Origin of the sequence: Nonomuraea roseoviolacea subsp. carminata, assembly GCF_024172185.1 — a bacterium.
GTDB classification, from domain to species: domain Bacteria; phylum Actinomycetota; class Actinomycetes; order Streptosporangiales; family Streptosporangiaceae; genus Nonomuraea; species Nonomuraea roseoviolacea.
In genome coordinates this window covers 7,874,868-7,893,567 of the sequence record NZ_JAMZEC010000001.1, presented here as the reverse complement: position 1 = coordinate 7,893,567, position 18,700 = coordinate 7,874,868, and the positions used below count along the sequence as shown (strand labels likewise).

Sequence of the window (18,700 nt, the reverse complement as noted above, 5' to 3'; positions counted from 1 at the left end):
TGTGACCTCCTCCGCCTTCGACGGCCGCATCACCCTCATCACCGGAGCGGGCTCCGGCATCGGCCGGGCGATGGCCGTCGCCTTCGCCGGGGCCGGCGCGCGCGTGGTCGTCTGCGACATCGACCCCGCCGCGGCCGGGCGCACCGCCGGCGGGATCGGCGAGGCCGCCCTCGCCGTCCCCGCCGACATCGCCGACGAGGCGTCGGTGACCGCCCTGGTCGAGACCGCGATCAGCGCCTTCGGGCGCGTGGACGTGCTGTGCAACAACGCCGGGATCATGGACACCATGGCGCTGCCCGCCGACATCCCTCCCTCCCTGTGGGAGCGGGTCCTGCGGGTCAACCTGACCGGCACGTTCCTCGTCACCCACGCGGTGCTGCCGCACATGCTGCGGCAGGGCGGCGGCGCGATCGTCAACACCGCCTCCGAGGCGGCGGTCCGCGGCGGCGCCGCCGGGGCGGCGTACACCGCCTCCAAGCACGGCGTCGCCGGCCTGACCCGCAGCGTCGCCTGGGCGTACGCCAAGGACGGCATCCGCTGCAACGCCATCCTGCCCGGGCCGACCATGACCGGCATCGCCACGGACCTGACCTTCGACCAGGCCGGCGCCGCCCGGCTCGGCCCCGTGCTGGCCCTCGGCGAGCGGCTCGCGCAGCCGGAGCAGATGGCCGAGGCCGCCCTGTGGCTCGCCTCCGACGCCGCCTCGTTCGTCAACGGCGCCCTCGTGCCGGTGGACGGCGGCTGGTCGGCCGCCTGACCCGCCGCGCTCCCCGACGGCACCCCCATCGACGTGCCGATCACCCCCGATCGGCGCACCAGGAGGACATGTGACCGACATCCAGGACTACCCGTTCCCGGCCCCCGCCGCGCTGGAGCCCCCCGCGGAGTGGGCCGAGCTGCGCGAGCGCTGCCCCGTGGCGCGCGTCCGGCTGGCCAGCGGCGACGAGGCGCTGCTGCTCACCCGCTACGACGACGTGAAGGAGCTGCTGTCCGACCCCCGCTTCACCCACCACCTGGTGGCCGAGGACGCCGCCTCCCTCACGGCCAACGAGTCGGGCGGCGTGTTCGCCAGTGGCGACGGCGCCAGTGTGCGGGGTGAGGCCCACCGGGAGTGGCGCAAGCTGATCGGCAAGGCGTTCACCGCCAGGCGCGTCTCGGCGCTGCAGCCCGGCATCGAGGCGACGGCCCGCCGCCTGGTGGACGAGATGGTGGAGCGGGGAGCCCCCGCCGACCTGGTGTCCGCGCTGGGGTTCCCGCTGCCGGTGTGGGTGATCTGCGAGCTGCTCGGGGTGCCCGACTCCGACCGCGACCGGTTCGCGTACTGGTCCGACACGCTGCTGAGCCTGACCCGCTACTCCCAGGAGGAGATCGACGCCGCGCAGGCCGAGTTCGCCGCGTACATGCGCGAGCACGTCGCGGCCAGGCGCGCCACCCCGGGCGACGACCTGATCAGCGAGCTGATCACGCTGGTGGGCGCCCTCGACGGCCGGGTCACCGAGGAGGTCGTGCTGATGACCGCCAAGGGCCTGCTGGTCGCCGGGCACGAGACCACCGCCAACATGATCGGCAAGATGGTGGCGATGCTGCTGGCCGACCGCTCCCGGTGGGAGCGGATCGTCGCCGACCCCGCGCTGGTGCGCACCGCGGTCGAGGAGTGCCTGCGTCACGACGCCAACTTCGGCTTCGGCATCCCCCGCTACATCAGCGAGGACGTCGAGATCGGCGGCACCACGCTGGCCAAGGGCTCCACGGTGGTGTGCAGCCTCTCGGCCGCCAACCGCGACGAGTCCGCGTTCGAGGACGCCGCCGGGATGGACCTGACCCGCTCCCCCAACCCGCACCTGATCTTCGGCGCGGGCCCGTACGCCTGCCTCGGCCAGTCGCTGGCCCGCACGGAGCTGCAGACCGTCCTCAAGGTGCTGGTCGAGCGGCTGCCCACGCTGGCGCTCGCCGTGCCCGCCGCCGACCTACGGCGCCGCGAGGGGCTGCTCGTCGGGGGCCTGGAGCGGGTCCCCGTCACGTGGTGACCCCAGGAAGGAGAGACATGAACATCACCGTCGACGCCGACAAGTGCTGCGGCGCGGGGCAGTGCGTGCTGCTCGCGCCCGACGTCTTCGACCAGAACGAGGACGACGGCATCGTGGTCCTGCTGGACGCCACGCCGCCCGAGGCGCTGCGCGCCGCCGTCCGCGAGGCGGCCGAGGTGTGCCCGGCCGCCGCGATCACGGTCGAGGAGCGGCCTTGACGGTCCCTGCCGACGTGCTGGTCGTGGGCGCCTCGGCGGGCGGCCTGGCCGTCGCGGAGGCGCTGCGGCGCCAGGGCCACCGGGGCGGCCTGACCGTCCTCGGCGCCGAGCCGCACCCTCCCTACGACCGGCCGCCGCTGTCCAAGCAGGTGCTCCGCGGGGCGTGGGAGCGCGAGCGGGCGCACCTGCGCTCGGCGGAGCAGCTCGGCGCGCTGGAGGCGGAGTTCATCCTCGGCGACGCGGCCGTCCGCCTCGACGTGGCCGCCCGCGAGGTGCTGACGGCCTCCGGCCGGACCCTGCGCGCCGACGCCGTCGTCCTGGCCACCGGCGTGACGCCGTGCCGGCTGCCCGGCCAGGACGGCCTGGCGGGCGTGCACGTGCTGCGCACCCTGGACGACGCGCTCGCGCTGCGCGAGCACCTGCTGGCCGGCCCGCGGCTCGTCGTGGTCGGCGAGGGCGTGCTGGGGGCCGAGGTCGCCGCCTCCGCCCGCGGCATGGGCCTCGACGTCACGCTCGCCGGGCTGGGCCCGGCCGTGCTCGCCGACCAGCTCGGCGACCGGATCGGCGGCGCGCTCACCCGGCTGCACGCCGAGCGGGGCGTCGGGCTGCGGCTGGGCGCCGCGGTCCGTGAGCTGACCGGCTCCGGCGGCCGGGTCACGGGGGTGCGGCTGGCCACGGGCGAGCTGCTGCCCGCCGACGCGGTCGTGGTGGCGGTCGGCGCGCGCCCGGCCACGGGCTGGCTGGCCGGCAGCGGCCTGCGGGTGGACGACGGCGTGGTCTGCGACGCCCGCTGCCGCGCGGCGCCCGGCGTGTACGCGGTGGGCGACGTCGCCTCCTGGCACCACGAGGGCCTGGGCAGGCGGCTGCGGCTGGAGAACCGGACCAACGCCGTCGAGCAGGCCCAGGTCGTGGCGGCCGGCATCCTCGGCGGCGACCGGCCGTACGTGCCGGTCCCGTACTTCTGGACCGACCAGTACGACGTCAAGATCCAGGCGTACGGGCTGCCCTCGGCGGCGGCCGAGGTGGAGGTCGCCGAGGGGGACCCCGAGGACGGCCGCTTCGTGGCGCTCTACCGGGAGGGCGGCGCGGTCACCGGCGTGCTCGGCTGGAACATGGCCAAGGCCGCCCGCCTGCGCCGCCCGCTCGTGGCCGGGACCATGACCCTCGCCGCGGCCCCGGCCGTGAACGTGAGCACGCGGGCCTAGCCCCGCCAGGAAGAGAGAGGTCTCATGGAGGACTCCACGCCCGCCAGGCGTCCGGGCGGGATCGTCACCGTGATGGCGGTGGCCGGCATCGTCGCCTCGCTCATGCAGACGCTGGTCGTGCCCCTGGTCGGGGAGCTGCCGAAGCTCCTCGGCACGAGCGCGTCCAACGCCTCGTGGGTGATCACCGCCACGCTGCTCGCGGGCGCGGTCACCACGCCGGTCATCGGCCGCCTCGGCGACCTGTACGGCAAGCAGCGCATGATGCTGGTGTGCGCGGTCCCCCTGATCGCCGGATCCGTGATCTGCGCGCTGGCCGGCTCCCTGGTCCCCATGATCGTCGGCCGGGGGATGCAGGGCATGGGCATGGGCCTGATCCCCCTCGGCATCAGCGCCCTGCGCGACCTGCTGCCGCCCGACCGGCTGGGCCCCTCGATCGCGCTCATGAGCTCCTCCATGGGCATCGGCGGCGCGCTCGGGCTGCCGATCTCGGCGGCGCTCGCCGAGTACGCGAGCTGGCGGGTGCTGTTCTGGGTGTCGGCGGCGCTGAGCGTGCTGGTCGGCGCGCTGATCCGGCTGCTGGTGCCGGCCACGCCCGGACGGGCGTCCGGGCGGCTCGACGTCGCCGGGGCGCTGGGGCTCGGCGTGGGGCTGGTCTGCCTGCTGCTGGGCGTCTCCAAGGGCGGCGACTGGGGCTGGTCGAGCGGCACCACGCTCGGGCTGCTCGGCGCCGCGCTGGTCGCCCTGCTCGGCTGGGGCCGGTGGGAGCTGCGCGCCGGGGATCCGCTGGTGGACCTGCGCGTCACCGCCCGGCCGCAGGTGCTGCTCACGAACCTGGCCTCCATCGTGGTGGGCTTCGCGATGTACGCGCAGGCGCTGGTCGTCATGCAGATCCTCCAGCTCCCCGAGGCCACCGGGTACGGCCTGGGCCAGTCGATGCTGGCCGCCGGCCTCTGGATGGCGCCTTCGGGCCTCATGATGATGGTCGTCTCCCCGATCGGGGCGCGCCTGTCGGCCGCCCGGGGGCCCAAGGTCACGCTGATCGTCGGGAGTCTCGTCATGGCGCTCGGGTACGGCTCCTCCATGGTGCTGCTCGGCTCCACCTGGGGGCTGCTCGTCGTCACCTGCGTCTGCAACATCGGCGTCGGGTTCGCCTACGGCTCGATGCCGGCCCTCATCATGGGCGCGGTGCCGCGGTCGGAGACGGCCGCGGCCAACAGCTTCAACACGCTGATGCGCTCCATCGGCACGACGGTGTCGGCCGCGGTCGTGGGGGTCGTCCTGTCCCAGATGACCGTCAGCCTCGGCGGGCACGTCCTGCCGTCGGAGGCGGGCTTCCGCACCGGCATGCTGGTCGGCTGCGGCGCCGCGCTGCTCGCCGCCGCCGTCACCCTCGCCCTGCCGGGGCGCCGGTCCGCCCCGCCGGAGGAGAGCGGCGTCCCGGCGGCGTCCCTGGCCCGGTCCGAACGCTGAACGCCCGGCGGCTCCCGCCGGGATCACCCGAACATCCCCACGCACGCGAGGAGAGCGCGATGACCGACACGTTGAGCGCGACCGGCGGAGAGACGGCCGGCGTGCCGGAGTTCCCCATGCCCAGGGCGGCCCGGTGCCCGTTCGACCCGCCGCCGGCCCTGCGGTCCCTGCAGGAGGAGGGCCCGCTGGCGCGGGTCCGGCTGTGGGACGGCAGCACGCCGTGGGTGGTGACCCGGTACGCCGAGCAGCGGGCGCTGATGGCGGACCCGAGGGTCAGCGCCGACATCACGCGACCCGGCTACCCGGCGCCGGCCCCCATGCCCCAGGGCACGTTCGCCAGCTTCATCCTGATGGACGACCCCGAGCACCACCGGCTGCGCCGCATGGTGCAGGCGCCGTTCACGGTCAAGCGGGTGGAGGAGATGCGCCCGGCCGTACAGCGGATCGTGGACGACCTGATCGACGACATGCTGGCCGGCCCGAGGCCGGTGGACCTGGTGGAGGCGTTCGCCCTGCCGGTGCCCTCGCTGGTGATCTGTGAGCTGCTCGGCGTGCCGTACGACGACCACGACTTCTTCCAGGACAACAGCAAGACCGTCATCAGGCGCGACGCCGCGCCCGAGGACCGGGCCGCCGCCGGCGCCCGGCTGAACGCGTACCTGGACGACCTGGTGGGACGCAAGCTCGCCGAACCGGCGGACGACCTGCTGTCGCGGCTGACCGAGCGGGTCGAGGCCGGTGAGCTGTCGCGGGCGGAGGCCGCGCAGATGGGCGTCCTGCTCCTCATCGCGGGGCACGAGACCACCGCGAACATGATCGCGCTCGGGACGCTGGCCCTGCTGCGGCACCCGGACCAGCTCGCGCTCCTGCGCGAGTCGGACGACCCGAAGCTGGTCGCGGGGGCGGTCGAGGAGCTGTTGCGCTACCTCAACATCACCCACAGCGGGCGCCGCCGCGTCGCCCTGGAGGACATCGAGATCGCCGGTCAGGTCATCCGCGCGGGTGAGGGCATGATCATGGCGAACGACGTCGCCAACCGCGACCCCGCGGTCTTCCCCGGTCCCGACGAGCTGGACCTGCGGCGCGACGCCCGCCGCCACGTGGCCTTCGGGTTCGGGGTGCACCAGTGCCTGGGCCAGCCGCTGGCCCGCATGGAGCTCCAGGTGGTGTACAGCACCCTGTACCGGCGGATCCCCACCCTGAGCCTGGCCACCGAGCTGGACCGCGTCCCGTTCAAGCACGACGGCCAGGTCTACGGCGTCTACGAGCTGCCCGTCACGTGGTAGCGCCCCCGGCCGACGAGGAGAATCGCATGAAGGTGAAACCATCGACCAGGACCGGTGCCGCGGCGACGCTCCGCCCTGCCCTGGCCATCCACGTGGAGGAGTGACCCCCTCCTCGGCCCGCGCGGGTCAGGCGGGGGTGCTCGGCTCCTCGGCCAGGACGCGCTGCGCCACGGCGAACGCGGCGTTGGCGGCGGGCACGCCGCAGTAGACGGCGGTCTGCAGCAGCACCTCGGCGATCTCGTCCGGGGTCAGGCCATTGCGCAGCGCGGCGCGGACGTGCAGGGCCAGCTCGTCGAGGTGGCCGCGGGCGGCGAGCGCGGTGAGCGTGACGCAGCTCCGGGTGCGGCGGTCCAGGCCGGGGCGGGTCCAGATGCCGTCCCAGGCGTAGCGGGTGATGAAGTCCTGGAAGTCGCGGGTGAAGGGGGTGGTGCGGGCGACGGCGCGGTCCACGTGCTCGTCCCCCAGCACCTCCCGCCGCACCCGCGTGCCCCGGGCGGCCGGCGACTCCGGCGGCGGTGTCTCGTGTGGCTGTCCCAGGTGGGCGAGAAGGGCGGCGGTGACCAGGTCCGGCCGGTCGACGGTGGCGAGGTGGGCGGCGCCCGGCACCTCGACGAGCGTGGCGCCGGGGATGCCGTCGGCCAGCTCCCTGGCGTGGACGGGCGGCGTCGCCGGGTCGCTCCGCCCGGCCACCACCAGCGTCGGGACGTCGATGCCGCCGAGCTCCCCGCGCAGGTCGTAGGCGGCCAGGGCGTCGCAGCAGGCGGCGTAGCCCTCGGGGTCGGTGGCCGCGAGGTCGTCCAGCAGCGCCCGGTCGGCGGGGCCCGCGAACCACCGCCCGGCCGCGGCCTCCAGGAGCGGGGCGGTGCCCCGTTCCCGCACGAGGCGCGCCCGCTCCCGCCAGCCCTCCGGCTCGCCGAACCGGGCGGAGGAGCAGATCAGCGCCAGCGACCGCACCCTGCCCGGGCGGCGCGCGGCCAGGGTCGTGCCGACCGCGCCGCCGATCGAGACGCCCGCGTAGTGGAAGGTCTCCATGCCGGCGGCGCCGGCCAGCTCCAGCACCTGGTCCGCCAGGGCGTCGATGGTCAGGGCGGTGGCCGGCGCGGGTGAGCCGCCGTGGCCCGGCAGCTCGTACCTGAGCACGCGGAACGTCCTGGACAACGCGGCGAGCTGCGGATCCCACACGCGCGCCGAGGTGCCGAGGGACGGGCCGAGCACGAGCGGCGGGCCGCTCTCGGGCCCGTCCAGGCGGTGCCGCATCAGGCTCACGCGCCCTCCCCTGGGTGCTCGGCTCGTCCCCGCCCGGACGGACCGGGCGTAGATGGGCCCGGCCGGGATGGAGGCGGCGTGGACGGGCCCGGCCCGGATGAGGGCGGCGTGGACGGAGCCGGCGTGGACAGGGCTCGGGTGACGAGGGCCGCCGCGGAGCCGGGCGTGCCCTCGACGGCCAGGTTGGCGCGCATCCTGACGGGGTCCACGCGCAGGTCCGCGACGAGTTCGGCCGCATCGCGGGCCGCCCCGGCGACCAGGCGCAGCGCCTCGCGCAGCGGCTGCCACTCGGCGTGCCAGGCGCCCGGGGGCCGCTCCTCCTCGGCGGCGAGCGAGCCGTAGAGGATCGCCGCGAGCGCGGGCACCTGGCGGGCCGCCGCGGCGATCATCGTGGCGCGCACCGGGTTGTGCTTGTGCGGCATGGACGACGACCTGCCGCCCGTACCCTCCCGCACCTCGGCGATCTCGGTACGGGACAGCACGAGGACGTCGGCCGCCGGCTTGCCCAGCGCGCCCGCGGCGAACGCCAGCGCCCCGGCCAGGTCGGCGACGGGGGCGCGCAGGACGTGCCACGGCAGCACGGGCTCCGCCAGCCCGGTCTCGGCCGCGAAGGCGCCCAGCAGCCGCAGCCCGAGGTCACCGCCCGCCTCGTGACCACCGCCACCACCCGCTGCATGACCGACGTCACCGCCAGCCTCATGACCGGCGTCACCCGCAGCCTCGTGACCGCCGTCGCCGCCCGTCATCCGGAAGTCGCGCTGGGCGAGTGTGCCCGCCGGGCCGCCGAGCTGGGCCGGGAGCGCCTCACGGACGGCGAGCAGCCGGGCGCGCGCGCCCGCCACCAGCTCGCGCCACCCGGCGGCCTTCAGCCCGAACGTCGTCGGCACCGCCTGCTGGGTGAGCGTGCGGGCGGCCATGACCGTGTCGCGGTGCTCGGCCGCCAGCCCGGCCAGCCGCTCGGCCACCCGCCCCAGGTCGTCCGTGACGGGGCCGAGGGCGCGGTGGGCGACCAGCATGAGGGCCGTGTCGAGGATGTCCTGGCTGGTGGCGCCCCGGTGGACGTACCCGCCGAACGGCTCGGCGGCCGCACGCAGGTCCTCCACCAGCGGGATGACCGGGTTGCCGCCCGCGCGGGCCCGTTCGGCCAGGCTCACCATGTCGAAGGCGCCGTCGCGGGCGGCCACGGTCACGACCTCGGCGGCCCGCACCGGGATCAGGCCGAGGGACGCCTGCGCGCGGGCGAGCGCGGCCTCCGCGTCCAGCATGGCCCGCAGGACGGCGGCGTCCCCCGTCTCCTCCGCCGCGGCCCCCGCCCGCATGGGCGACAGCAGGCCGACATCAGCCACCGCCGGACATTCCGGACGGGCGGCGGGCCGGTCAGCCGAAGTCAAAGAACACCGTCTCCTTCTCCCCCTGAAGATGGACGTCGAACCGGTAGACGTCCTCGCGCTCGCGCGCGGCGAGGAGCGTGCGCGCCCGCTCGGGCGGCAGCGTGTCGAGGAACGGGTGCTCGGCCAGGTAGATCCGCGTGTACAGGTGGTGGAGCAGGCCGCGGGCGAACACGCAGACGCTGATGTAGCCGGTGCCGGGCACGACCGTGCGTAACGTCCAGCGGCCGTCGGCGTCGGTCGGCACCCGGCCGAAGCCGGTGAAGTCGACGCCGTGCCGGCCGATGATCGCGCCGTTCACCGGGTCGCGGCGCAGCGTGCCGGGCGCGCCGCGCAGGCTCCCCGCCGGGTCGGCCTGCCAGAACTCCAGCAGCGCGTCCGGCACCGGCTCGCCCGCGCCGTCGCGGACGTATCCGTGGACGGTGACGCCGCCGGTGGCGAGGTCGCCGCCGCCGGGGAACGGCAGCGCGTACCCGTAGAACGGGCCGACGGTCTGCGAGGGGGTGGGGTTCACCGGCCTTCCTCCATCCAGGTGGCGGCGGGGCCGTCGAGGACGATGTCCCACCGGTAGCCGAGCGACCACTCGGGCGTGGACAGCTCGTGGTCGTAGGCGGCCACCAGCCGCTGCCTGGCGCGCTCGTCGGTGACGGAGTTCAGGATCGGGTCGTAGGGGAACAGCGGGTCGCCCGGAAAGTACATCTGGGTGACCAGCCGCTGGGTGAAGGCCGTGCCGAACACCGAGAAGTGGATGTGCGCCGGCCGCCAGGCGTTGACGTGGTTGCGCCAGGGGTAGGCGCCGGGCTTGACCGTGGTGAACGCGTAGCCGCCGTCGTCGTCGGTGAGGCAGCGGCCGACGCCGGTGAAGTTCGGGTCGAGCGGCGCGGGGTGGTCGTCGCGCTGGTGCGGGTAGCGGCCCGCGGCGTTGGCCTGCCAGATCTCGACGAGCTGGCCGCGTACCGGACGGCCCTCCCGGTCGAGGACGCGGCCCTGCACGGTGATGCGCTCGCCCATCGGCTCGCCGAGATGCTGCCGGGTCAGGTCGGAGTCGAGAGCGGTGACGTCGGTGACGCCGAAGACGGGGCCGGTCAGCTCGGCCGCCTCGGGGTCCTTGAGCGGGACCAGCGGCTGCTTCGGGTGCCGCAGCGCGGTGCTGCGGTAGGGGGCGTAGTCGCGGCCGGGGTGGTGGGTCTCCGCGCCCTCACGGGCGGCGCGGATCGCGGCGATCTCCAGGTCGATGTCGGCCTGGGTGGGGGGTGAGGTCATGGTGCGGCTCTCCTTGGAAGGTGGGGGCTGTGCGCGGCGCGGCCCGGTTCCAGGGCTGTGCGAGGTGCGGCCCGGTTCCAGGGCTGTGAAGGCGCGGCCCGGCCCGTGCTCACGGGCGCACCTCCGCGTCCGTACGGTCGCGCAGCTCGTCCGGGCTGACGCCGGGCGCGGTCTCGACGAGCCTCAGCCCGTCACCGGTGACGTCCAGCACGCCGAGGTCGGTGATGATCCGGTGGACGCACGCCCGCCCGGTGAGCGGCAGCGTGCACTCCTCGACGATCTTCGGGGTGCCGTCCTTGGCGGTGTGGTCCATGATCACGACGACCCGGCGCGCGCCGTGGACCAGGTCCATCGCCCCGCCCATGCCCTTGACCAGCTTGCCGGGCACCATCCAGTTCGCCAGGTCGCCGCGCGCCGACACCTGCATCCCGCCCAGCACGGTCACGTCGATGTGCCCGCCGCGGATCATCCCGAACGACAGCGCCGAGTCGAAGAACGAAGCGCCCGGGCGGACGGTCACGGTCTCCTTGCCCGCGTTGATGAGGTCGGGGTCCACCTCGTCCTCCGCCGGGTAGGGGCCGACGCCGAGGATGCCGTTCTCGGAGTGCAGGACGACGTCCACCTCCGGCGGCAGGAACGACGGGATGCGGGTGGGCAGGCCGATGCCGAGGTTGACGTGGTCCCCGTCGCGCAGCTCGGCCGCCGCGCGCGCGACCATCTCGTCGCGGGTCCAGCTCACGAGGCGGGTTCCGATCTCGTACCGGGCTCGGATGTCGTACGGGGCTCTGACGTCGCACGGCGCTCTCGTGGCGTACGGGGCTCTGACGTCGTACGGCGCTCGACGGCCTTGTCGGCGGCCTGCTCGGGGGTGAGGACCACCACGCGCCGCACGAACACCCCGGGCAGGTGGACCTCGTCGGGGTCCAGCTCGGCCAGCTCCTCGACCTCGGCGATCGTGACCCGCCCCGCCATGGCGGCCAGCGGGTTGAAGTTGCGGGCCGCCTTGGCGAAGACGAGGTTGCCGTGCCGGTCGCCCCGGGCCGCGCGGACCAGCGCGAAGTCCGTGGTGATGCCGTGCTCCAGCACGTACGGCCGGCCGCCGAACTCGCGCACCTCCTTGGGCGGCGAGGCGAGCGCGACCGAGCCGTCGGGGTTGTGACGCAGCGGCAGGCCGCCCTCGGCGACGGGCGTGCCGACCCCGGCGGGGGTGTAGAAGGCGGGGATCCCGGCGCCGCCCGCGCGCAGCCGCTCGGCGAGGCTGCCCTGCGGGGTCAGCTCCACCTCCAGCGCGCCGGCGAGGTACTGCCGGGCGAACTCCTTGTTGTCGCCGATGTAGGAGGCGGTCACGCGGGCGATGCGCCCGGCCGCCAGGAGGACGCCGAGGCCGCCGCCGTCGACGCCGCAGTTGTTGGACACCACGGAGATCCCGGTGACGCCGGTGTCGTGGAGTGCGCGGATCAGGACGTTCGGGATGCCGCTGAGCCCGAAGCCGCCGACCGCGAACGACGCGCCGTCCCGCACATCGGCCAGCGCCTCCGCGGCGGTCGCGACCACCTTGTCTCTCGGCACGACGCTCCCTCCGCCCGGGGATGCCCGAAGGGTGTTCGCTGAGCGAACTTCAGTTCATTATCGTGGACGAGTATGCGTACGCCGCGGCGGTCCTGTCAAAGTGCCACTGGCCCGCGGGCGGCGTCGGGCGGGCGGAGGTGGGGCGGAGGTGGGACGGATGGAACCGGCCGGGACCCTGGAGCGGGGGCTCGCCGTGCTGCGTGCGCTGACCGCCGACCCCGCGCGGCGGACGCGGGCCACGGACCTGGTGCACGCCACCGGTCTGGCCAGGTCCACGGTCGACCGCGTCCTGGCCACGTACGCCCGTCTCGACTACGTCCGCTTCGACGGCCGTGACCTGTGGCTCGCGCCGCGCCTGATGGAGCTGGGCGAGGCGTACCTGACCGGCGGCGGCCTGCGCGACCCCCTGGCGCCGCTCGCCGAACGGCTGGCCGAGGAGCTGGACGAGTCGGTGTCGCTGGCCGTGCGCGACGGCGACGGGGTGCGCTTCATCGGCCAGTTCACGCGGCGGCGCACCATGTCGGTGGCGTTCCGGGTCGGCGACCTGCTGCCCGCCCGCCGCTGCGCCGCGGGTCTCGTCCTCCTCGACCCCGCCGCGCCGTGGGCCGAGGACGACCAGCTCATCGAGCCGGGGCTGGTCGCGGTGGCGGTGCCCGTACGGGACCGGGACGGCGCGCCGGTCTGCGCGGTGAGCGTGGTGAGCCACACCAGCCGGCACACCGCGTCCGGCCTGCGGGAGCACGCGATGCCGAGGCTGCTCAAGACGGTCGCCGAGATGGAGGCCGCCCTGGCCACCACACCGGCCTCCTCCGCCGGCGCGCCGACCTCCCCCGGCCCCGGACCTGCTTCCTCCGACGCCGCGCCAGCCCCCACCCACGCCGGACCGGCCTCCCCTGCCGCCGCGCCGGTCGCCCAGGGTGGGCGCGCGGAGGCGGCGCGCCACGAGGGCCTGCAGTCGCTGGCCCGGGGCCTCGCCGTGCTGGTGGCGCTCGGCGCGGCGCACGGCGGATCGACCCTGGCCGCCGTCGCCCGGGCCACGGGCCTGCCCCGGGCCACGGCGCGCCGGTCGCTGCTCACCCTGCAACGCCTCGGGTACGCGGCCTCCGACGGTCACCGCTTCACCCTGCTCCCCCGCGTGCTGGAGCTGGGGTACGCCCACCTGTCGGAACGCACGTTCGCCGAGGTCGTCCAGCCGCACCTGGCGGACCTGGTGGCGCGGCTGGGCCACTCCGCCTCGGTCGCGGTGCTGTCGGGCGACGACGTGCTGTACGTGGCCCGCGTCCCGACCGTGAGCATCATGACCGTGGACATCCGGGTCGGCACCCGCTTCCCCGCGTACGCGACGTCCATGGGCCGGGTGCTGCTCGCCGGCCTGCCGGCGGAACGGTCGGCGGCGCTCGCGCTCCGGCCGCTTACCCGGCGCACGATCACCTCCCCCGATGCGTTCGCGGAGGCGGTCCGCCGGGCCGGCGAGGACGGCTACGCCCTGGTGGACCAGGAGCTGGAGGAGGGCGTGCGGTCGATCGCGGTGCCGCTGCGCGGCCGGGACGGGCGCGTGGTCGCGGCCGTCAACGTCGCCACCCACGCCAGCCGGGCCACCCCGGACGACCTGCTGCGCGACGTCCTGCCCGCGCTGCGCGAGAGCGCGGCGCGCATGGAGGCCGACCTCCGCCACCTCCCGGCCGCCCCGTAGAACCGATCATCGACCGGCATGGGCGAACCGGCCGCCGAATTAGTAATCGGTACGGTACCGTTTATTAAATGACGGACACCGTACTCGTGGTGGGCGCCGGCCCCACCGGGCTGGCCCTCGCCATCCACCTGACCCTGCGCGACGTCCCCGTGCGCCTCATCGACGCCGCCCCCGGCCCCGCCACCACCTCGCGGGCGCTCGGGCTGCAGCCCCGCGGGGCCGAGGTCCTGGAACGGATCGGCGCGCTCGGCGACCTGCCCGAACGCTCCCAGCGCTCGCTCACCATGTCCTACAACGAGGGCTCCCGCACCGTCCTGCGGATGCGGGTCGGCCAGGCGGCCGCCGACCTGCCGAAACAGGCGCTCCTGGTCTCGCAGGCCGAGGTCGAGGGCGTCCTGCGGCGGCGGCTCGGCGAGCTGGGCGGCGCGGTGGAGTGGGACACCCGGCTGGTCGCGGCCGAGCAGGACGGCGCGGGCGTCACCGTCACCGTCCGGACGGAGGACGGCGCCGAACGGCAGGCCGAGACCCGGTGGCTGATCGGCTGCGACGGCGCGCACAGCACCGTGCGCAAGCTCGCCGGGATCGGCTTCCCCGGCCGCAGGCTCATGGAGCGCCTGCTGATGGCCGACGTGCGGGCCCGGTGGCCCTTCGACCGGAACGGCAGCACGACCTGGATGGACGCCGGCCACATGCTGTCGGTGACCGCCCTGCCGGACGACACCTGGCGGATCTTCACCGAGCCCCCCGCCGACCTGCCGCGGGACCTGCCCGACGGAGAGATCGCCGAGCGGGCGCTGGCGGAGTTCTCCCGTCGCAGCGGCGTCGGCCTCGACACGGTCACGGAGATCCGCTGGGCCACCGAGTTCCGCATCCACCGGCGGCTCGCCGACGCCTACCGCCGCGGCCGCATCCTGCTGGCCGGCGACGCCGCCCATATCCAGAGCCCCACCGGCGGGCAGGGGCAGAACACCGGGCTCGGCGACGCCGAGAACCTCGCCTGGAAGCTCGTCCTGGTGGCGCGCGGCCGTGCCGACGCGCGGCTGCTCGACACGTACGAGGGCGAGCGGCGCCCGCTGGCCCGCAACGTCCTGCGGGCCACCAGCACGGCGGTCAACGTCATGCTGCCCGACACCGCGTGGAAACGCCTGGTCCGCGACAGGCTGGTCCTTCCGGCCGTCCGGCTGCCCGCCGTGCAGCGGCGACTTTGGCTGGCTGCGTCCCAGCTCGGCATCGGCTACCGGGGCGGGCCGCTGGCCCGCACGTCGCACCGGTGGGCCTCAGGCCCGCGCCCGGGCGACCGGATGCCGGACCTCAGGTGCCTGGACCCGGGCGGCGAGGAGGTCACCCTGCACGCGGCCGTCTCCGCGCGGTGGGTGGTGCTCGCCGCCGACCGGCGCGCCGCGGACCGGCACGCCGAGGCCGCCGCGGCCCGCCTCGGCGACGGCCTCGTCACCGCCCTCGTCCCCGTGCCGGGCGCGGCCGAGGCCGCGGGGGTGGACGCGCGTGACGTGGTGCTGGTCCGTCCCGACGGGCACATCGGTTGGCGTGGCCGCCCGGCACCCGACAGACTGGCGGCATGGATCGACGAGGTGCTGTGGCCGGCGTAGAGCGCGGACGTCCCCGCGACCCGGGCAACGACGCCGCGATCCTCGACGCGGCGCTCGACCTGCTGATCGAGCGCGGGGCCGGGGGCACCAGCATCGAAGGGGTCGCCCAGCGCGCCGGCGTGGCGAAGCTGACCGTCTACCGGCGGTGGCGTACCAGGGAGGACCTGCTGATGGCCGCCCTGGAGCACGCCCGCGACCCGGACCTCCAGGCACCGCCCTCCGTGGGAGGGTCCCTGGAGGAGGTGATCGGGCACGTGGCGGGGCTCCTGAGCCGTCCCCGCTTCCGCGCGCTGATGGCGCGCGTCATCGGGGCGTCGGTGGACCACCCCAAGCTGGTGACCGCCTACACCGAGCGGCACCTCCGGCCGCGCCTGGAGGCCCTGGCCGAGGTGGCCCGGCGGGCCGTGGCCGACGGGCAGCTCCCGCCGGGCACCGACCCGGGCGTCCTGGAGGACGTCCTGGCCGGCTCGATCGGGTTCGTCCTGCTGCGGGGCGAGGAGGAGGTGACCGCGGCGGAGGTCGAGCGGCGGCTGCGGGCGCTGCTCGGGCACGTCGGGTACCAGCCGCCCCGGTAGGCCGGGTGGCGACGGCGCCGGCTCCTGACGAAGGGCCGCCTGAGTAGGGAGGGACTACTCAGGCGCGCCGGACCGCCGTCGCGCACCGTCGAGGGGAAGCGAGATCCGACTGCGAGGAGCGCATCCCCATGATCCCCACGGTTACGGGCAGGCTCGCCGCCGCGGCGGCCACGTCCGCGCTGACGCTGGCCGCCCTCTCCGCACCGGCGCACGCGGCGACACACTCCGCGCGGGCCGACTGCGCGTTCGCCGACGACACCGTCAGGACGCCGCAGTGGTACCGGGCCCACAACCCCGACTGGAGCAACAGCCGGGTGCAGGCGGCCGTCACGCTGAACGAGGCGTTCGCGAACAACGCGGTGCGCTGCCTGGTCAACGCCGAGCGCACGGCGAGGGGCCTGCCCGCGTTGCGGGAGGTGCTGCGGCTGTTCGACGCGGCCGACGCCCACACCAAGGCCGCCAAGCAGATCAAGTGGTGGACGGACGGGGCGAACTTCCACGTCAACCCGCGCACCTTGAGCGGCCCCGGCGACCGCGTCCGGGCGGCCGGGTACTGCCCGTCCGGCACGTGGCAGGTGCTGGAGAACGTCTACCAGGGCTGGGGCCCGGGCGGCGCGACCCCGCGGGCCGCGGTGACCTGGTGGATGGGCAGCCCGCCGCACCGGGCCGCCATCCTCGACACGCGGATGACGGAGACGGGCACCTCGGTGCGGCACGGCTCGGCGCGGCCGAACGTCACCTCCGACCACCAGCTCGTGACGACCCAGGTGTTCGGCGTCTGCCGCTGACCCGCCGCCCCCTCACCGGCGCGGGTGCCCCGCGAGGATCTGGGAGACGGTCAGCACGCGGATCAGCGGCTCGTACAGCCGCATGAGGTCCAGGGCCCGCACATGGCTGGCGTCGTCGGCGCCCGCGCACGCGTCGGCGGCGACGACCACCTCGACGCCGGCGTCGGCGGCGGCCAGCGCCGTGGACAGCACGCAGCAGTCGGTGGACACGCCCGCCAGGATCAGCCGGCCGCCGCCGCCGACCCGCTCGGCCAGCTCGGGCGTCCACTTGCCGAAGGTCGTGGCGTCCAGGGTCGGCCCGGCGTCGGCGGCGAACGCGTCGACGAGCGCGTACATGCGGGAGCCGGCTGGTTGGCGGGCGAACGGCCAGCGCTCGTAGTAGTCGGCCCAGGCCCCGGCGGGGTGCTCGGGGGCGACGAACCGGGTGAACGTGACCCGGGGGGTGAAGGCGCGGACGAGCCGCCTGATCGGGTCGATGGTCTCGGCGAAGCGCGGGGCGAACCAGTCGCTGTCCGGCTCGCCGAAGACGTGCTGCATGTCGATGACCGCGACCCAGGCCTCCCGGTCGCGGAACGCGGGCGCCTTGCCGGTCATGCCCGCACCTCGTCGGCGGCGCCGGGCGTGGCCGGGGCGCTCTCCTGGGCGCGTACCCGCGACCGGCCGAGCAGGAAGGTGGCGGCGAAGGCGAGCGCGAGCGCGGCCAGCACGCCGAGGTTGGCGTAGGCCCAGTCGCCCTGCCGGCCGCCGAGCCCGAGCGGGCCGAGCAGGTAGCCCTGCCAGGCCAGCCACTGCTCGGTGCCGTTGGTGACCAGCCCCCAGCCGACGAGGGTGGCGGCGACGACGACCGCGATGGGCAGCAGCGGCACGTCGCCGTAGCGGCCCGCCGGCCGGTACAGGTCGGCCTCGTCGTAGTCGCGGCGGCGCAGCGCCAGGTCGGCCAGCATGACGCCGCACCAGGCGGCGATCGGGATGCCGAGCGTGATGAGGAACGCCATGAACGGGGTGAGGAAGTCGTCGGCGAAGAACACGATGTAGACGGTGCCGGCGACCATGAGCGCGCCGTCGATCAGGGCGGCGACCGGGCGCGGCGCCCGCAGACCCGCCGCGAGCAGGGCGAGGCCGGAGGAGTAGATGTCGAGCACCGCGCCGCCGACCAGGCCGAGCACCGCCACGACCGCGAACGGGATGAGGAACCAGGTGGGCAGCATCGTGGTCAGCGCCCCGATCGGGTCGCCGGCCACGGCCTTGTTGAGGTCCGGCGACGAACCGGCCAGCAGCAGGCCGAACACGAGGAGCACGAGCGGCGCCAGCGACCCGCCGAACGTCGTCCAGCCCACCACGCCGGCGCTGGACGAGCGGCGCGGCAGGTAGCGGGAGTAGTCGGCGGCGGCGTTGACCCAGCCCAGCCCGAAGCCGGTCACCATGAAGATCAGGGTGCCGACGAAGCTGCCGGCCGAGCCGGAGGGGATCGCCCGCACCGCGTCCCAGTGGATCTCGGGCAGCACCAGGACGGCGTACATCACGGTCAGCACGCCGGTCACCACGGTGATGACGGTCTGCAGGCGCATGATGACGTCGAAGCCCATGACGCCGGCCGCGACGACCAGCGCGGTCACCACGACGAGCGCGATCACCTTGGTGGAGGTGCCGCCGCCCCAGCCGAGGCGCTCGAAGACGGTCGCGGCGGCCAGCGTGGCCAGGGCGGTGAGGGCCGTCTCCCAGCCGACGGTGAGCATCCAGGAGATCGCGGAGGGCAGCCGGTTGCCGCGCACGCCGAACGCCGCCCGGCTCAGCACCATCGTCGGCGCCGAGCCGCGCTTGCCGGCCACGGCGACGAACCCGCACAGCAGGAAGGAGAAGACGATGCCGACGGCGCCGGCGATCAGGGCCTGCCAGAAGGAGACGCCGAAGCCGAGGGCGAAGGAGCCGTAGCTCAGCCCGAGGACGGAGACGTTGGCCCCGAACCAGGGCCAGAAGAGCTGGCGCGGGCGTCCCTTGCGGTCGGCGTCGCCGATCACGTCGAGCCCGTGTGTCTCCACCTTGAGCCGGGCGCCGGCCCGTGCGTCCTGCGTGTCGTCCATGTGACCTGCCTGTCTCGATCCTTCCAGCCGAACGTAGGGGCCGGTTTCGGACGGCGTCAATGGTGATATTCCTCCCGCTCCCGGAATGGCCGGCCTGGGCCTGCTGGGCGCGCTCGGCGCGCGCCGGTTCGCGAGCCGGCCCGTCAGCGGCGCGCACGCCCTGGCGCTGCTTCGCTCCCGGCCGACGTGTGGCGCGCCGGTAGCGCACCGTCACGTCCGCGGCCTCCCCGGCGGGCCCGGACGTGCCGGTTCGCGATCGGTGTC

General features: G+C 75.2%; 18 protein-coding genes and 1 pseudogene. 11 read left to right on the top strand and 8 right to left on the bottom strand.

The genetic code is table 11. The features are described from left to right. The first annotated feature begins 1 nt into the window (after position 1). Genes HD595_RS36680 through HD595_RS36655 form a run of 6 tightly spaced genes read left to right on the top strand, consistent with a single transcriptional unit; the run spans position 2 to position 6,206 of the window. Positions 2-757 carry an SDR family NAD(P)-dependent oxidoreductase gene (locus HD595_RS36680; RefSeq protein WP_253777325.1) on the top strand — a complete coding sequence of 252 codons (756 nt, stop codon included), beginning with the start codon at positions 2-4 and terminating at the stop codon, positions 755-757. 49 nt (positions 758-806) lie between these two features. Further along, a complete protein-coding gene (locus tag HD595_RS36675; RefSeq protein ID WP_420540767.1) occupies positions 807-2,027 on the top strand; it encodes a cytochrome P450 in 1,221 nt (406 codons plus the stop codon). 17 nt (positions 2,028-2,044) lie between these two features. Next, entirely contained in the window at positions 2,045-2,245 is a 201-nt protein-coding gene (locus HD595_RS36670; RefSeq protein ID WP_253777315.1) for a ferredoxin, read from the top strand. Continuing rightward, positions 2,242-3,450, top strand: a complete 1,209-nt coding sequence (locus HD595_RS36665) for an NAD(P)/FAD-dependent oxidoreductase (protein WP_253777313.1) — start codon at positions 2,242-2,244, stop codon at positions 3,448-3,450. The genes HD595_RS36670 and HD595_RS36665 overlap by 4 nt, the downstream gene beginning before the upstream one ends. 24 nt (positions 3,451-3,474) lie before the next feature. After that, positions 3,475-4,920, top strand: coding sequence for an MFS transporter (locus HD595_RS36660; RefSeq protein WP_253777311.1), 1,446 nt, complete (start codon positions 3,475-3,477; stop codon positions 4,918-4,920). A gap of 59 nt (positions 4,921-4,979) precedes the next feature. Continuing rightward, a complete protein-coding gene (locus HD595_RS36655) occupies positions 4,980-6,206 on the top strand; it encodes a cytochrome P450 (RefSeq protein ID WP_253777309.1) in 1,227 nt (408 codons plus the stop codon). A 126-nt stretch (positions 6,207-6,332) separates the two neighbouring features. Here HD595_RS36655 and pcaDC read toward each other — a convergent pair whose 3' ends face one another. The 6 genes from pcaDC to HD595_RS36625 form a co-directional block, all read right to left on the bottom strand. After that, positions 6,333-7,463, bottom strand: coding sequence for a bifunctional 3-oxoadipate enol-lactonase/4-carboxymuconolactone decarboxylase PcaDC (gene pcaDC / locus HD595_RS36650; RefSeq protein WP_253781429.1), 1,131 nt, complete (start codon positions 7,461-7,463; stop codon positions 6,333-6,335). 5 nt (positions 7,464-7,468) lie between these two features. Next, a complete protein-coding gene (locus HD595_RS36645) occupies positions 7,469-8,818 on the bottom strand; it encodes a lyase family protein (RefSeq protein ID WP_253777301.1) in 1,350 nt (449 codons plus the stop codon). A 31-nt stretch (positions 8,819-8,849) separates the two neighbouring features. Next, complete coding sequence (gene pcaG / locus HD595_RS36640) at positions 8,850-9,374, bottom strand: protocatechuate 3,4-dioxygenase subunit alpha (protein ID WP_253777299.1); 525 nt, start codon at positions 9,372-9,374, stop codon at positions 8,850-8,852. Beyond that, positions 9,371-10,123: a protocatechuate 3,4-dioxygenase subunit beta gene (gene pcaH / locus HD595_RS36635; RefSeq protein WP_253777298.1), complete on the bottom strand. Its 753-nt coding sequence runs from the start codon at positions 10,121-10,123 to the stop codon at positions 9,371-9,373. The genes pcaG and pcaH overlap by 4 nt, the downstream gene beginning before the upstream one ends. A 109-nt stretch (positions 10,124-10,232) precedes the next feature. After that, positions 10,233-10,862 carry a CoA transferase subunit B gene (locus tag HD595_RS36630; protein ID WP_253777296.1) on the bottom strand — a complete coding sequence of 210 codons (630 nt, stop codon included), beginning with the start codon at positions 10,860-10,862 and terminating at the stop codon, positions 10,233-10,235. Further along, positions 10,859-11,692 (bottom strand): CoA transferase subunit A, encoded by an 834-nt coding sequence (locus tag HD595_RS36625; protein ID WP_253777294.1) that lies wholly within the window; start codon positions 11,690-11,692, stop codon positions 10,859-10,861. The genes HD595_RS36630 and HD595_RS36625 overlap by 4 nt, the downstream gene beginning before the upstream one ends. Here HD595_RS36625 and HD595_RS47325 point away from each other — a divergent pair. The 5 genes and pseudogenes from HD595_RS47325 to HD595_RS36600 all read left to right on the top strand — a co-directional run. Further along, a pseudogene (locus HD595_RS47325) lies at positions 11,595-12,398 on the top strand (IclR family transcriptional regulator); the annotation flags it as partial. The gene HD595_RS36625 and the pseudogene HD595_RS47325 sit on opposite strands and share 98 nt — an antisense overlap. A 243-nt stretch (positions 12,399-12,641) precedes the next feature. Then, entirely contained in the window at positions 12,642-13,385 is a 744-nt protein-coding gene (locus HD595_RS47320) for an IclR family transcriptional regulator domain-containing protein (protein ID WP_253781428.1), read from the top strand. Between the two features lie 68 nt (positions 13,386-13,453). Next, positions 13,454-14,992 carry an FAD-dependent monooxygenase gene (locus tag HD595_RS36610; protein WP_253777292.1) on the top strand — a complete coding sequence of 513 codons (1,539 nt, stop codon included), beginning with the start codon at positions 13,454-13,456 and terminating at the stop codon, positions 14,990-14,992. Next, complete coding sequence (locus HD595_RS36605) at positions 14,980-15,567, top strand: TetR/AcrR family transcriptional regulator (protein WP_253777290.1); 588 nt, start codon at positions 14,980-14,982, stop codon at positions 15,565-15,567. The genes HD595_RS36610 and HD595_RS36605 overlap by 13 nt, the downstream gene beginning before the upstream one ends. A gap of 128 nt (positions 15,568-15,695) precedes the next feature. Continuing rightward, positions 15,696-16,355 carry a CAP domain-containing protein gene (locus tag HD595_RS36600; RefSeq protein WP_253777288.1) on the top strand — a complete coding sequence of 220 codons (660 nt, stop codon included), beginning with the start codon at positions 15,696-15,698 and terminating at the stop codon, positions 16,353-16,355. Positions 16,356-16,367: 12 nt separating this feature from the next. On the opposite strand, the gene HD595_RS36595 is transcribed toward HD595_RS36600, so the two are convergent. Then, positions 16,368-16,949 carry a cysteine hydrolase family protein gene (locus HD595_RS36595; RefSeq protein ID WP_253777286.1) on the bottom strand — a complete coding sequence of 194 codons (582 nt, stop codon included), beginning with the start codon at positions 16,947-16,949 and terminating at the stop codon, positions 16,368-16,370. Then, on the bottom strand, positions 16,946-18,436 hold the full coding sequence (locus tag HD595_RS36590; protein ID WP_253777284.1) for a purine-cytosine permease family protein: 1,491 nt from the start codon (positions 18,434-18,436) through the stop codon (positions 16,946-16,948). Before HD595_RS36590 ends, HD595_RS36595 begins: the two co-directional genes overlap by 4 nt. Between the last annotated feature and the right edge of the window lie 264 nt (positions 18,437-18,700).